The following is a 13,769-nucleotide window of genomic DNA, read 5'->3' on the forward strand; positions in this document are numbered from 1 at the left end:
TTATTCAGTTACATTGATCAGGTTTCTGCCACACATAGGACAGTAATTTATTCCTCTGCGAAATTCCAACTGTTTAGCAGTTCCCCTATGTAAAACATGTACCGCAAGCTGCTTACTTTCAGGTTCAATGAGAACCCACATATTAATTTCTCCAGCAAGCCCCAAATCAATACTAGTGGCAATCATACATCCTTCATAGTACTCATCATGATCTTCGCAATATCTACACATATCATATCTCCTATCCCCTATGCCGCCTTACGCAGAATTATGAACAATAAAATGTACATTATTCTTCCCAGTAAAAAGGCAGATTTTATCTGGAAGTAAAGCTAGCTCAATCATATGGTTACCTTGAACCTTAGATTACATGCGGTTTCAAATTGTCTATATTTTTTGCTACTTCAAAACTGCGTTATATTCGCAAGAATCGTTTCTGTATCTATAATTCAGCTCCCACAGTCCAATGGAACGCCAATGGAACAGGTGATGCATAATAAGCTTTATATTTCTTTCAGATTCAATTTAGGTTTGGTTTAGGTTGAGATACTATCATTGCCTTATCAGGAACAGAAAACCTGATACCCCACACATACTTTTTCATATTCATAACACACAGGCTACCAATTGGATTAGCAGGGTAGCCTTCCTCCCTACAATCCAGCCAGGCACTGCCTGGCTTTTATTGACTCCGATTCGAGATTCAAACTCCATTTTGGCATGCCTGGTCCTCAAGAAACATGAAACCACCTTACGCATACGCTGGAACTCTGACATATGTTTCTATAAGCTTGTCAAAATAAGTCTTAGGCTGCTTCCTTCTACCGATATTCTTGTGTCTCCACAATCCAATCTTCCACTCATCATGTTCAACAATCTCAAGCACACAGTCGAGCATCAGACCAAACTGGCCATGAATATGGTATCCATCTTCGTATTTATGGGCATGATAAAGCCTGTAATAAGCTCCCATATCAACCACCTTCCAACAGTGAGTAGTGTTCTTTGATACTACTTCAAAGAAAGTCTCTCCATCTGTGGAACGGAAATCAAAGTAATCTGTCATTGATAAAAAATCATTAGCTGTAAACATAAAAACTCCTTGTAACAAAAAACAAACGTCAGTAACTAAAAGTGTTGGAAAGTAAATTATTGCGACCGCAATAACTACAGCTGTGAATGGCTGCGAGGGATAATATAACAGAATGAAAACCATTTGTAAATAGTTTTTTTGCGAAACAAAATTACGCCAACAAAAAAGTGGGCGATTGCGCTAGCCGCCCACTATCAGTCAATTTGCACTTGGTTTGAAGAACAAGCAACCACTGAAGTAGATACTACTTCTTCAGTGTATATACCGGATACTAGCACCAGTCATCCTGAGTTGCATAAGTGCCCTCAATAGTACCATTCTTGTTATACCAAGTGGTATTACCTTCCTCGTCATCATATCCTGCAAACACCGCGCCATCTGAACTATTTGTACATATGCGATCTGGCTCATCAAAATACTCATTATAAAAATCATTATCAAAAAAAGTAGTTGTCATATACTCTCTTCCTTCCTAAACAAAAACTCTTTATACCATCGAAATAAATGATCCAAGTGCAGATATTGCTGCCTTTCCAAACTTCCCAATACAAAATCCCGTTGCCACACCAGCCAAACCATACATAGCTTTTTCCCAGCCTGTTTTCTGCTTATGCTTCTCTTGATTAGCGTTTACACTTTTTTCGGATTTATTTTTATCCCCGGTTTCATTTTTCCCATCTGAATCTTTCTTTCTTTTTTGCTCTTGCAGGTAGCCATTAATAGCTTGGGCGTATACCTTTTCTGCAACACATTCGCATGGTTGTAACTCACCATTGTAGTTAATGTAACATACCCAAACGCTTTCTCCTTTTACCGACCTAAAACTATTATATTTGAATACGTCTGCACTAAGATTATGATCATTTGTAATCAATAATTGATGCGCCTCACGTCGGTTTTCAAAAATCAATTGATGAATGTCATAATCTCCAAACGCTTTTTCAAGTGCTTCCTCCGTAATTATCTCATGCTCTATATTAAAAAGATCAGGATTATTATGTAAGATTTCAATAGCATGCATGGCCTTATTACATTCATCGCTATCAGGAGAAAGAAGGCGACCTAATTCACAATAAACATCATGCGTAATAGTAATTTTACGATCATACATAATAAAAAGGTGTTTATAATTCTTTATCAATTTGTCTATCGCTGGATTCATTAGAGAACATGTATCAATATAAATTATGTTATTTACTCTAAGCATCTTTCTGACGTAACCTAGATTTCTTTGATCTGCCATACTGGATTCCTTTCCCAAACTACTTCTTACTTTTCTTTTGTTTCCTTCAAAAGTATCTTCAAAGTCGATTTTAGAGCTTTATTCTTCTTTTCAAGTTTATCAATATCTGCCTGCAAATTAGCTATTTCTTCTCGTTTTTTTTCAACTTCTTCTTTCTTTGCCTTAATTTTTACTGTATTTGAAGTTAAATGATTTTTAAAAATATCAATAAAATCTTGAATGTCATACCTTTGTATTTCAGAGGTGTTATCATTATTCTTCAGCACATCATTAATTATTTCTCCAACAACTACTGTTCCTATTCCTATCGCACTTAAAGCTGGACTAACCACTCCTCCACCTATTCCAGCACTAATTAGTGAAATTCCTGCAACACTTGCGTATTTTGGAGAAGCCTTTAAAAATTTCTCAAAATCACTTTCAGCTATTTCATTTCCTTCCTTATTCGAACTTTTCGTTGCTTTAAGCTTTTTTTCACGTATCCAACGTCTAACAGTTTCAGGATTTGTATGCAATAATTCTGCAATATCGTTTACAGTATAAGTTTTCATTTTTACACCTCCAGAAAAATTAATACCACATATTATTTGTTCCTGTCAATATTGTTGTAGTAAATATTGCTCATTTAATGTGGTATTAATTTGTTGTCCTATTGGGGGCAAAAAAACGACTACTAGAATCCAGTAAAATACTGACTTAGATCCTATTTCTTTTTATTTCAGCACTTTGGGCGTTGCCTGGGAAGGGTGTCGGGAAACGGGCGCGGCAATTATCCTTGTGATCTGCCGGGGTGTCGGGGGTGTCATGACTAGATTCGGGCGGCGCGCTAGAACTCCCCTTCTTGCGCCGCCCGTAAACTGGTCTGCAGGAGCGAACTAAATTCTCACGTTCTCGCGAGTGCAGACCAGTGCAGGCGTTAGGAATGGCGACTTTAATTCTCACGTGCCTTCGACATTCCTAACGCCTGTGGGAAAGGGGGTGTGGGGGAAAGGGTCAAGCCTCATGGGCTCCCCCACGACAAAAGCAGCCACGCTCCAAAAGGTATTCTGTGATAAATTCCTCGCGGCTGCTTTTCTCTTCTGGTATTAAGTTTTCAGACTGGCTTTTCCTCTTCTACGCTCCTTTCTACCTGAGAAGCCTTAAAGAAAAAAGCCTCTTTCAGGATCATTTTTTCTTGTGGCTCTTCTCCGCTTTTCTTCAGCGGAATGCTCTTCCATATCGGAAGCCGTGAGATGCACTTCTCGCCATGCCTTACGGTGTAGCCTCTTCTCTTCCACTCCATGTATGTGTGTATCTCCTCGGGTTCCCTTGTGAGTGTTTTTCTACCCTCACTATCCTCTATCACTATGTTTCTTCCCGTAGTTCCTATAACTCCCTCGTTCATCAGCCTTATTCGGCTGTTAAATATAATCTGCTCGTTTGTCATCAATGCTCCTTTCCGTAGGGAAGAGTTTTTTCCTCTTCCCCACTTGGTCTTATAATCTATATGTTAGGCGGTCAGTAGATACGCTCTGTCAACAAGTCTTTCTAGTGGGTCAACTGTGGTTGCGTTGACTTCCTTAACCATGTTCTCAAACATTTTCATGTCAACCTCGCTTGTCTTGGGTACTAAAATGCACTCATGGATACTCGATGGAAGAAGTACAAACTCGTGAACACCGATTCTGTCGGCAAGTTCTGCGATACCCTTTTTATCAAGCATTGCGCTTGCTCCCTTGATGTTGCTCTTATTAGAAAGAACATACATCGGAGCAACCTCTCCATCACTTCCGAAAGAGTCCGTGCCCATCATCTGCGCAATGAGGTTCATCAGCGGCTGGGCGGTAAACTCTTCGTGGTTGTTCCTTTCTGCAACCTCGAAAAGATATTCCTCTGTAAGTCCTGCCTGCTCTGCCATTCTAGGCTTTAGCTTTATCGAAAAGCTCTCTCCGTTGTTTGTATCTGCGATATAGAGATACTCTTCGATTCCCTCAAACTCACTTGTCTTCTTGATAAGTTCCTCTGTTCCCTCTCTCTGTACTCCTATGCGGATATGCTCTGCAAGGTAGTCTGCCGAAAATAACTTGTCAACGTCAAAACTAAACTCCCTAGAAACAAGGTTCTCAAGGCTGTCCACAACCTCTGAAAGAGTCATGTTCCTCTCTTCTGCGTCCTCAACAACTTCCTCAAGATACAGAGTAGGAGCAATCCTGTCCTCTTCGCTCTTCTTGACTGAAACGCCTTTCTTTTCAATTCCATTCTTGATGCAAGTCTGCTCTGATACGATATAACCTCTGTTTGTAAGTTCCTCGATAATAGAATTAACTGTAATGTTCATGATTTTTTCCTCCAAATTTGAATTAGTCGATTTTTTGTTTTTTGGGCAGAGCCCTGAATGTGCTTTCTAGATTCAGAACCTTTTCTGGAGGGGAGCGTTCCTTTTTTCGTGTGAGATTTTCCATGTGCTTTTTTTCTTCTCCTTTCTGTGTTTATGGATGTGCTTTCTGAGTTCATCGCCTATCTGTCGGGTTTGCGTGCATCTTCTGTAGCCCGGATGGGACAGGATGCAAGAGACAAGGAACGAGACGCCGTAGGGCAGCCCTTGCAGACAGGACCAGAAGGGCTACGATGCACTCCAGCAAACCGACAGGCGGTGGACTTGGAAAGTGCGTCCATACAGAAAGGGATGAAAAAACACATAGGAAAATCCACACGAAAAAAGAGGGGGTTCCTTCTGGGGAACCCGTTGGAGAAGGGGACTAAGATAATTCCTTGTATGTCCCACACTAAGACTTCCTTGGTGGAAGTCAGGGACATATTGGTCTGGGAGCTCGGGCAGACCTGCGAAGCTGCTCGGAATGGTACACGAAAAGTACTTGAACTGCAGAAACTATCATGAAAGAATATTGTAAGAAAGCCCTACGGAGGAAAAACATGCCTGAAAAAAGTCCACTGACAGCAAAAGAAAAACTGATAAAAGATATCCTTCTGACGCAGATTGAAAGTGTAAAAACTGGTCCTGAAGAGAAAAAGAAGATATGGAAAGAAGGCAGTACCATCAAGAGCACCCAGCATTATGGCTCAAAGTTTAAAAGAGCACTAGACCCTGACATGAGTGATATCGCCATAGCCTTTTACAAAGCCCTTTATAAAGACACGATACTAAAAGATAAAAGAGAAATCCTGCTTGAAGATGGGAGCATAATTGACAGAGAATTTGCCGGAGATACGATCCTTACAGTAAAGAGCCTCAGATACGTGTATTCAAGAAATAATGATACTGACGAGAGCGAGCTTGAGAAATGTTTCCAGCATGTAGATGAAAAGATCCACTGCCTTGCAAACTTCTGGGTCATACCGATGAGGCACGGAAGGAGGAGCAAAAAACTAAACTACTATGATTCCCCAGACCTTTACCTGGAAAAGATAAGAAACAATTTCGATGAGTACAAAGAAATGTTTCCGAAATTTTTCGATAAGTACTCTGTTTCTGACATGGTAAGAGACCTTTGTTTTGAAGAGAGCGAACAACGAAGAAAACAGATAGCAGACAGGGACATAAATATCTTCAGGTCATATGAAGAAGCCATGGATGAAAGGGCAGACCTGCTTGCCAGAGATAAGACAGATGAACTATATGAACTTTTTAGTACATACGGACTTACCGATAGATAAGCGCAGTCACCGGTGAGGGTCTTATGGGACGGGCTGGCTGGAAGGTGTCCCCTAATAGCATAAAGAGCACGCTTCTATTCTCACTTACCGTGCTCTCCTTGCCTTTTAGTTGAGCCGAAAAAAAGCCTCAGGATGACTGGTCCTGAGGCAAGCACATTCAATTCACAATTTGACTAATCAAACGGAATCACTAAAAATATTATAACATGAAATGCAGAAAATATCAGCATTTCAGAGAAAACAATCACGAAAAAATAACACAAAAACCGCGTATATAATAGCGGGGAAGGGCTTGGGAAACGGGCAAGGGCGCCACTGGGGTTTCCCAATATATTCAAGGGCGCGCCTCATTATCCAATTCCGCGCCTTCTTTGTCCTTACAACAATAACGGTATTTCTTATTTAGTAAAAATGATAAAAGCGGAAAAATTGGTTTATCACATCACTTACATGATCCCCAAATTCCGTTTTTTAAATCTACTCAACTCTTTTTATTTATTACAAGATTCTCCGGCTTCTCAGCTCTAAGCTCTATATACCCACAATCGGGGCATACATAAACCTTTACTGTAGTAGTTTTCCTTGAATTAAAGATACCCTTCTCTTTATTCCATAGATAAAAATAGGATCCTACTGTCATTCCAGTATCCATATTGGCTGTGATCATTTCAGTATCGCAATGAATGCATTTCATGTTTTCAGCTCCAGTCATACTTAAATTTATAGCCATCTTCAGGCTCTCCAATCTCATATCCAAGTGCCTCAGTCAACTTGTCCCTAAGATCCTGATACCACTTATCCCAAATGTCTTCAGGCATCTCACCAGCAATCTGGATTCCACTAGGCTCAACTGATGCCCAGAGATCTATATTATCTCCCTTCCAACAAGGACCATTATCATCCCCTATCCAATAAGGCATAGATTCATATACATTTCTTATCTTGTCCCAGACATAATCCGGTGCAGTATAGTGTATGTTCAGGTTAATATCTATATTCTTCTTTCACAGCTCCTTTTATCAGCGTAAATAAAGTCATGATTAAAAACTCTTATATATACGATTGGTTCGCCTATTTCCGCTCTCTGTTTAAACCCATTTACAAAAGCAATGCCATGTTCACAAAGCTCTGTAGTACAGTGATATGCTGTATAATTTCCATATTTTGAATGGGACTTAATCAAATTATCACATGTTCCGCGAATTCCCCTAAATGCTTTTTTACATCTAACTCTCCATACTGCCACCATCCCACAAACGGAAAATATAGCAATAGCAAGAAGTATTATCATCACTATCACTGCTTTCAGCGTAGATAGCGCATCAGAAAAAGTAATGTTACTAAATACTATCATGCACGATAGGAAAGACACAGAAAGTATCAAAGCAAAAACATATCCGACAAATAGCTTAATACAGTCCTTTTTCAGCGCATAAGCTACATCCGAAATATCCAAATCTTTTCCATCAAGAAGGACCACATCTTCAAGCCTTCTTGGATAGATTGCATCACTGCTCATCCTTTTTTTCCCTTCATAAACAGATCATATGTCAAATATAGTAGCGGAAATGCTGCGCAAAAGAATATCGGCTTACCACTCGTTAATGCCACATATACCCATGCTGCACCACCAATTAAAAATACAAATGCTTCTAACTTTTTGTTTTTCATACAATCTCCTTCTGTTGGGAACCGCTCCCTACATGAAAGATGATAATACATCTGTAACATAGGATATAGACAAATAGTGGCAAAATAGGAACAATTATTCCTACCAAATTGAAAAACCACCGAGCTTATCAAACAAAAAGCACCGGTGGCATTTATTTATATATTGTATTACATTATATTTTGTATTACATAATTCTCATGACTTCTCAATATAATCCATTATAATCATCATGCTTGAATATGCCAGGTCATACTCGTCATCTCCCAGACTCTTATATTTCTCTGACGTCTTCTCCATAAGTGAAATTGCTGCTATCCAGTCATCATCTGTCATTTGGTCCTTGGTCTTATCAAGTGTCTTGGCAAAAGCCCACAGGTCATTACAGATATTATAAAAAAGTTTTTGTTGTTCCATAGGCTACCTGATTATCTTTATCCCTTCTTCTGCCATCCTTTTAATAGTCTCATTAAAAATCTTATCATTTATGCTACTAACACAGTTTAGGTTTACTGTAACGTCATATCCCTTTTTAACTCCATCTAAGGCTGTCTTTGCAACACAGGAACTACCATCAATCCCAATCAGTTCAATCTCTCTGATACTCTTGCTATCTAATAATCCGACAAATCTCTCAGACGTAAAGGCACTTGGAAAATGCTTTTCATAAATACAGTTAGAAACAAGAAAGAGTTTATCAGCTAGCTTATATTCAGGATCATGCTCATTCTTTCCAGAGTTCATAACATAAATGACTTCCATCCCGCTTTTTTCTGCTTCTCTTATCCTGGCATTCACGCGGTCAACAAGCCCCATGTCATATTTATCCATGTATTTTTCTTGAATATCTATTACTATCAGAGCTAATGACACTTTCCCCTCTCCTAACCTATTCTTTCAATGTTCTTTTCGTACATCTCCTTTGGAAGTACTGCCTTGTAATAAGCATTGTATATATCCCAAAGAGTATCAGGCTCGCCACCATTATCTTTTCCTAGAGATAGGATTATAAATGGAACGCCAAAACACCTTACACGAAGCCCTGTATCAATACAACCATTTCTCAGATAGAAACCTAGACGCCTTGTCTGCAGGTCTTTCTCTTCATCGCTGTTTGCATATTTAGAATCCTCTACTTCAACGATCACAATATCCGCATCAGCTAGATACTCATTTAATAGCCTTAAGAGCGTACTCCCTGCGCCTTTATTTCTTTTGTCTGGATAAATAGCTATGTAATCGATAAGATAACTATTTCCCTGTTTTACTAGGAACGTATACCCGATACAGTACTCATTTTCATATAAGCCCAGACACTCATATATTCCTACATTAACAGCTTCAATTATGTATTTCATGGGTTTTAGTTCTGCCTTTGGAAAATCTATAACCATTCGTGTCTCATAGATTTCCTTTATTTTAGCAATATTCAAAACGCTTAGTTTCACTTACAATGCTCCAATCATTTATCTTCTGGTTTATTTATCAAAGAGTCTTTCCCTTGATCATTAAGTTAATAGCAATCATTACTATCATCACCAGTACCAGTGGTATACATCCGTCTATATATCCCTTAACGTATGGAAGCTCATAGTACAGAATATAGCAGACAAGACTTATTATGCCTGCAATAAGTACCACTACAGCCACAATAGCTGCTTCTTTTACGGTGAAAACACCCAAAGCATACATGTAATTACAGATGGCAGCTTGTAGTACAATCCATCCGGTTATTATGAACAGCTCAGATGTGACCTGGCGGTGGAATACAATCTTGGTCATTGCAAGCAGGACCAAATAAAGAACTATTCCGATGGCTATGATTAAAAAGCCATTAACGCCCCTATTTTGCATTTCTGCTGTCGGAACAGCCATTTCCCTTATTGTTAGAAATAAACCCGCTATTCCAGAAGCAAATGCGCAAATAAGGAGTATATTTCCGATAAGGCTTCCCTTCGGGGCCGGAGGCTTAAAAACAATAAGCCACCATGTAAGATAAAAAATACTGAATATAACCATAAGCCAGTTGCCAATAAGTATCTTACTCATCTGTTTTCTTCCACCTTATCTGATTTTAAAAATCTGTCCGATGAGCATTCTTCCTGCCTAAATCTTTCAGCAAGTTCATCAAGCTCATCTGTACTGAAGAAATCATACTCTTCTTTTGTGATCCTATAATATCTGTTATACCAAGCTGTCCATGGAACAACGATACTCATCACATAAGAATCTAGTTCTTTAGAGAAACCAACACTATACAGCTTTTCACTTCTAACTTTCTCTTTATCAAGTCTCATTCTATTTACCTTAATATCAGCTGCGGTTTAAAATCCAGATAATCTCCTGACACAAGACTATACTTTACTCCATTAACATTACCTTTAAGACTGTCATTGAATCTTTCTTTTCCATGGCAATGAGCGTAGATTACCTGCTCCGCTCCATATATTTCAGCCATAAGGGTAAATCTACTTCTCTTCTCCCAAAGTGAAGTTGGCGGGTAATGCAAAAACACAATGAATTTCTCGTAGCCATCAGCCCTAGCCGCCTCAAATGATTCCTTAAGGCGCTTTGCTTCTCTTTCAACTAACATATCCGCATGCTCTTTGGTTCCTTTGTTCTCAAAGCAGAAGCCCTTTGTGCCTACAAGCGCATAATCTCCATACGGATAATAGTTGTTCTGAAGGAAAAAGAGCCTTCCAGCATAAAGGTCATTTAGCTTTTTGGTCTTCTTTGCATCCCAGAAAGTATCATGATTTCCACGAATAAGGACCTTTTTGCCAGGAAGGTTTTCAATAAACCTAAGATCTTCTTCGCAGTCTTCAAGCTTTCTTCCCCAGCTGTGATCTCCGACAAGGACGAGCGTATCATCATCCGTAAGGATCTTATTGCAGTTCTTTTCTATTTTCTTTTCATGGTTTCTCCACACTTTACCAAACATATCCATAGGCTTGTCAGCCTGAAAAGAAAGGTGCAGATCTCCAAGTGCATATAGCGACATATCCCATTATTCCTTACTTTTTATATCCTATGCCTTTTATGATATCCCTTTTTAGAATATTAATATACGCAAATATTTAGCTACAAACCCAAACTTTTAGATATAAAATATATTTAAAATTATATTATAACTAGGTGTTTACATTTCTTGCGGCATATGCTAATATCGTTATTGTTAAGTTAGTAAATAGTTTTTTGAATTGATTCAAATATTGTTGCCGAAATTCTTATGTTTAAGGATTTCGGCTTTTTTGCGTCTTGGAGGGAAACAATGGTTAGAAATGGTCTAGATAAGCTTATTTCATTATTCTGCGTACTGGTATTTGTAACATTCCTGGTTAACCACGGCCATATTAATTTCTGTGCAGTAGACTGGGTAAGAGAGAAAACAGTAGAAGCAGTACAAAGTGAGGAAGGACAAGAGTACATCGAAGAAACAAAGGAGATCTCAAAAGGAATCCTTAGCGACATATTGCATGCCATTGACCGGCTTGTGAACGGAAAAGAAGAAGAAAGTGAAAACAGCTCCGCGGGCTGACTTTAAATAAAAACTACTAAACAACGAAATGAGGACAGAACATGAACCTGAACCCAGTAGCAACAAAAACTATCGCAGCATTTTCAATCAACTTAAGTGACTGGTATTATGAAGGCCAGATTGTAGACATCAAGGACAGATCTGCTGGATATTTACAGAACGCCCTGATCCAGAGCATAAACGAAGATGAACGTACATTCATTGTCACAGCAAATGATCGCTCCTACACCCTTTCAATGCTTAAGATAGAGGATATTTCCTCTACAGGGAGTTGTAGATTTGCTGTTTGACAAGTATCCCAAAATGTAATAATATAATAAATGATTTAAGGTTGTGCTTTTGTAAAAATTGTTTTTCCTTTTTTTACGGGTACAAGAAAAGAAGCGGGATTTGCCACCGCTTCTTTTTATTTTACTCTTTTTTCTCGATGTATTCTCCAAACCTGTCATAAGGAATCACGTCTACTTCTGTATGACTGTGCTCACCCATCTTGTAATCCATGAATATCGCGCAGTTTTTCGGTGAATCATCAAGGAACATGTTTGCCGTGATAAGATCTGTGATGATCTTGGTTTCGAAATTATCATGGTCCATGAATTCCTTTTCTGTAGAAAAGAAATGAGTATATATGATAACTGCCTTTTTAAGATATATTACATGCTTCTCTCCTGAGAAAAACTTTGTAAAAGCCGGCTCATACATCTGCCTGATGTCAGCATTTGTATAGATTGCTTTGCTTGAACTATTGTACCTTTTTGGAAGAAGGGTTGGAAAAACAATGTGGAGCTTATCGCCTTCCATGGAAAACTTAAGTTCCTCTCCTATTATGCTGCTTATCTCATTTTTTCCGGTAAAACCAGAGTACCTTCCTATCTCCCCTATCTTATTTCCTGTCTTTTTAAATATAAGGCCTAGCTGCATAAACTCCTTATTTACAAGATATGAATTGGGAGAATCCTCAAACATCATGTCTTTAAGTGAATCTGAGGAAGTCTTGAGCGCACTGATATAGGAATCAAGTAGCTCAAACATCTTAAGAACTGCTCTTCTATTTCCCTTTTTCTCAAGCTCTTCTTTATCTAGTTCCTTCGAAGTCTCTTTAGAGATCTTAGTAAAAACCATTTATTCCTCCATGTTCACTGTGAACGTCCATTTAACTAATTATATTATATCTATTTGTTATAGCATTTTCTATCTAAATGTAGTATTATGGTTATGTTTAGTAGTTTGATTTTTATTATTGCAGGCAGTCAGATTTTTTATCTGGCTGCCTTTTTTTATTAATCAGCTGCCAAACAGCAAACAACCTTAATCACTTAACAACCCAAAAAAGGAGGTAAAACAAACATGTACAAAGGGTATTCTTGGAGTTGCTCCGACGTGTTATCACTTCTGTCAGTCCAATTCAACCCAAACAAAGAGGAACAGACTATCTACTGTCCATTCTGCGGAGGAAAGCGTTTCGGAATGAACATCAAAAAAGGGATCGGGCACTGCTTTAACTGCTGCGAAACTGCTGATTCAGCAAGCTATTATGCAGCACATACTGGCCTATCCCTAAATGATGCAAGAAACGACATAAGGAAAAGACTAAATATCCCAGATGAGAAAGGCAATCTCCCTGAGAGAATGGTCTACAAGGAAGAAACGCAGGAAGAACTTGCCCCTATCGAAGTACGGGACAGGACATACAGGGCATTTCTTGAAGAACTTATCCTATCGCAGAAGAACTACGATAACCTAAGAGCCAGAGGCTTCACAGATGATGACATTGTGGCCAAAGGATATAAGACATTCCCTTCAGCCGAAAACACATCTTTTGAGGACCTGTGCAGAAGGCTCTTAAACAAAGGCTGCACTCTTGCCGGAGTTCCTGGTTTCTATAAGAACACTAAGAACGAATGGACTTTCGTACGACTCACACCAGGAATCATCATTCCGCAGATTGGAATCCATAATCAGATCGAAGGATTCCAGATAAGAAAGGATGATGACCTAAGGCGCGAGTATGACGGAGAGCTTGAAGCCAAGATAGTGTGGTTTTCTAGTAAAGGCAAGTCCCACGGCACCGGACCTCATGTGACAGTCCACATTGCTACTGATTTTATCTATTACAGGGATAAAAAGCAGTACGAGCCAGTCCTTCACGGAAATAAGGTAACTTTGACTGAAGGCGGAATGAAAGCAGATCTTTGCGCATGCCTATTAGACAATCACGCTTCACTTATAGCTGTTCAGGGTGTGCATGCACTTAATCCGCTAAAAGAAGCCCTTATAGCACTTAAGCCATTTGGCCTTAAGACCGTAAATGTTGCTTTTGACATGGACTATCTGACAAACAAGAATGTCAAAGAAGCCATGGAAAAGGTAACTGCTCTCATAAAGGAACTTGGCCTTGAATATGAGAATCTGATGAACTGGGAATACAAACAAAAGGACGAATCCGGAAACGAGTTTTTCCTAAAAGGCCTTGATGACTACCTTGCATTCCAGCAAAGGGGAATAAAACCGGTCATCATCAAAAACTAAAAAGCAAAGGCTGCCCTTTAAAGGCAGCCTTACAAAAAGGAAT

22 protein-coding genes are annotated in these 13,769 nt (G+C 39.0%); 4 read left to right on the forward strand and 18 right to left on the reverse strand.

All coding sequences use genetic code 11. The annotated features are described in order from the left end of the window. The 7 genes from BPR_RS19180 to BPR_RS19210 all read right to left on the reverse strand — a co-directional run bounded on the left by BPR_RS19180 (position 1) and on the right by BPR_RS19210 (position 4,653). Entirely contained in the window at positions 1-231 is a 231-nt protein-coding gene (locus tag BPR_RS19180; protein WP_013283174.1) for a hypothetical protein, read from the reverse strand. A 520-nt stretch (positions 232-751) separates the two neighbouring features. Continuing rightward, positions 752-1,093 carry a hypothetical protein gene (locus tag BPR_RS19185; protein ID WP_042258775.1) on the reverse strand — a complete coding sequence of 114 codons (342 nt, stop codon included), beginning with the start codon at positions 1,091-1,093 and terminating at the stop codon, positions 752-754. 271 nt (positions 1,094-1,364) lie between these two features. Then, complete coding sequence (locus BPR_RS19190; protein ID WP_013283176.1) at positions 1,365-1,550, reverse strand: hypothetical protein; 186 nt, start codon at positions 1,548-1,550, stop codon at positions 1,365-1,367. Positions 1,551-1,580: 30 nt separating this feature from the next. Then, positions 1,581-2,336: a PIN domain-containing protein gene (locus tag BPR_RS19195; protein WP_013283177.1), complete on the reverse strand. Its 756-nt coding sequence runs from the start codon at positions 2,334-2,336 to the stop codon at positions 1,581-1,583. A gap of 26 nt (positions 2,337-2,362) precedes the next feature. Further along, the gene (locus tag BPR_RS19200) at positions 2,363-2,887 is read right to left on the reverse strand and encodes a helix-turn-helix domain-containing protein (RefSeq protein ID WP_013283178.1); all 525 of its coding nucleotides are present in this window, start codon (positions 2,885-2,887) and stop codon (positions 2,363-2,365) included. 542 nt (positions 2,888-3,429) lie between these two features. Beyond that, positions 3,430-3,762, reverse strand: coding sequence for a hypothetical protein (locus BPR_RS19205; protein WP_013283179.1), 333 nt, complete (start codon positions 3,760-3,762; stop codon positions 3,430-3,432). 63 nt (positions 3,763-3,825) lie between these two features. Beyond that, positions 3,826-4,653, reverse strand: a complete 828-nt coding sequence (locus BPR_RS19210) for a DUF5688 family protein (protein WP_013283180.1) — start codon at positions 4,651-4,653, stop codon at positions 3,826-3,828. 557 nt (positions 4,654-5,210) lie between these two features. Between BPR_RS19210 and BPR_RS19220 the strand changes: the two genes are divergently transcribed. Next, on the forward strand, positions 5,211-5,990 hold the full coding sequence (locus BPR_RS19220; RefSeq protein WP_143754416.1) for a hypothetical protein: 780 nt from the start codon (positions 5,211-5,213) through the stop codon (positions 5,988-5,990). Between the two features lie 481 nt (positions 5,991-6,471). Here the strand turns inward: BPR_RS19220 and BPR_RS19225 are convergent, their stop codons facing one another. From BPR_RS19225 to BPR_RS19265, 10 genes are all read right to left on the reverse strand, one after another. Next, a complete protein-coding gene (locus BPR_RS19225) occupies positions 6,472-6,720 on the reverse strand; it encodes a hypothetical protein (protein ID WP_052301852.1) in 249 nt (82 codons plus the stop codon). Beyond that, positions 6,689-6,910 (reverse strand): hypothetical protein, encoded by a 222-nt coding sequence (locus BPR_RS19230; RefSeq protein WP_013283185.1) that lies wholly within the window; start codon positions 6,908-6,910, stop codon positions 6,689-6,691. The genes BPR_RS19225 and BPR_RS19230 overlap by 32 nt, the downstream gene beginning before the upstream one ends. A 71-nt stretch (positions 6,911-6,981) precedes the next feature. After that, positions 6,982-7,509 carry a hypothetical protein gene (locus BPR_RS19235; RefSeq protein WP_013283186.1) on the reverse strand — a complete coding sequence of 176 codons (528 nt, stop codon included), beginning with the start codon at positions 7,507-7,509 and terminating at the stop codon, positions 6,982-6,984. Continuing rightward, entirely contained in the window at positions 7,506-7,661 is a 156-nt protein-coding gene (locus tag BPR_RS21420) for a hypothetical protein (protein WP_242662280.1), read from the reverse strand. Before BPR_RS21420 ends, BPR_RS19235 begins: the two co-directional genes overlap by 4 nt. Positions 7,662-7,857: 196 nt before the next feature. Then, a complete protein-coding gene (locus BPR_RS19240) occupies positions 7,858-8,076 on the reverse strand; it encodes a hypothetical protein (RefSeq protein ID WP_013283188.1) in 219 nt (72 codons plus the stop codon). A 3-nt stretch (positions 8,077-8,079) separates the two neighbouring features. Then, positions 8,080-8,532 (reverse strand): cysteine hydrolase family protein, encoded by a 453-nt coding sequence (locus tag BPR_RS19245; RefSeq protein ID WP_013283189.1) that lies wholly within the window; start codon positions 8,530-8,532, stop codon positions 8,080-8,082. A gap of 11 nt (positions 8,533-8,543) precedes the next feature. Next, positions 8,544-9,107, reverse strand: a complete 564-nt coding sequence (locus BPR_RS20230; protein ID WP_013283190.1) for a GNAT family N-acetyltransferase — start codon at positions 9,105-9,107, stop codon at positions 8,544-8,546. 37 nt (positions 9,108-9,144) lie between these two features. After that, positions 9,145-9,708 (reverse strand): hypothetical protein, encoded by a 564-nt coding sequence (locus BPR_RS19255; RefSeq protein WP_013283191.1) that lies wholly within the window; start codon positions 9,706-9,708, stop codon positions 9,145-9,147. Beyond that, positions 9,705-9,956, reverse strand: coding sequence for a hypothetical protein (locus BPR_RS19260; protein WP_013283192.1), 252 nt, complete (start codon positions 9,954-9,956; stop codon positions 9,705-9,707). Before BPR_RS19260 ends, BPR_RS19255 begins: the two co-directional genes overlap by 4 nt. Positions 9,957-9,961: 5 nt before the next feature. Next, complete coding sequence (locus BPR_RS19265; RefSeq protein WP_013283193.1) at positions 9,962-10,660, reverse strand: metallophosphoesterase; 699 nt, start codon at positions 10,658-10,660, stop codon at positions 9,962-9,964. Positions 10,661-10,930: 270 nt separating this feature from the next. On the opposite strand from BPR_RS19265, the gene BPR_RS19270 reads away from it, so the two are divergent. Together BPR_RS19270 and BPR_RS19275 are read left to right on the forward strand one after the other, a co-directional pair. Further along, positions 10,931-11,197 (forward strand): hypothetical protein, encoded by a 267-nt coding sequence (locus BPR_RS19270; protein WP_013283194.1) that lies wholly within the window; start codon positions 10,931-10,933, stop codon positions 11,195-11,197. Positions 11,198-11,238: 41 nt separating this feature from the next. After that, the gene (locus BPR_RS19275; RefSeq protein WP_013283195.1) at positions 11,239-11,487 is read left to right on the forward strand and encodes a hypothetical protein; all 249 of its coding nucleotides are present in this window, start codon (positions 11,239-11,241) and stop codon (positions 11,485-11,487) included. 121 nt (positions 11,488-11,608) lie between these two features. Here BPR_RS19275 and BPR_RS19280 read toward each other — a convergent pair whose 3' ends face one another. Further along, positions 11,609-12,319: a DUF6100 family protein gene (locus BPR_RS19280; RefSeq protein WP_013283196.1), complete on the reverse strand. Its 711-nt coding sequence runs from the start codon at positions 12,317-12,319 to the stop codon at positions 11,609-11,611. Between the two features lie 345 nt (positions 12,320-12,664). Between BPR_RS19280 and BPR_RS19285 the strand changes: the two genes are divergently transcribed. Then, the gene (locus BPR_RS19285) at positions 12,665-13,726 is read left to right on the forward strand and encodes a DUF3854 domain-containing protein (protein WP_167531183.1); all 1,062 of its coding nucleotides are present in this window, start codon (positions 12,665-12,667) and stop codon (positions 13,724-13,726) included. Positions 13,727-13,769: the final 43 nt, after the last annotated feature.

It is taken from the genome of Butyrivibrio proteoclasticus B316, from assembly GCF_000145035.1.
Classification (GTDB): Bacteria; Bacillota; Clostridia; order Lachnospirales; family Lachnospiraceae; genus Butyrivibrio; species Butyrivibrio proteoclasticus.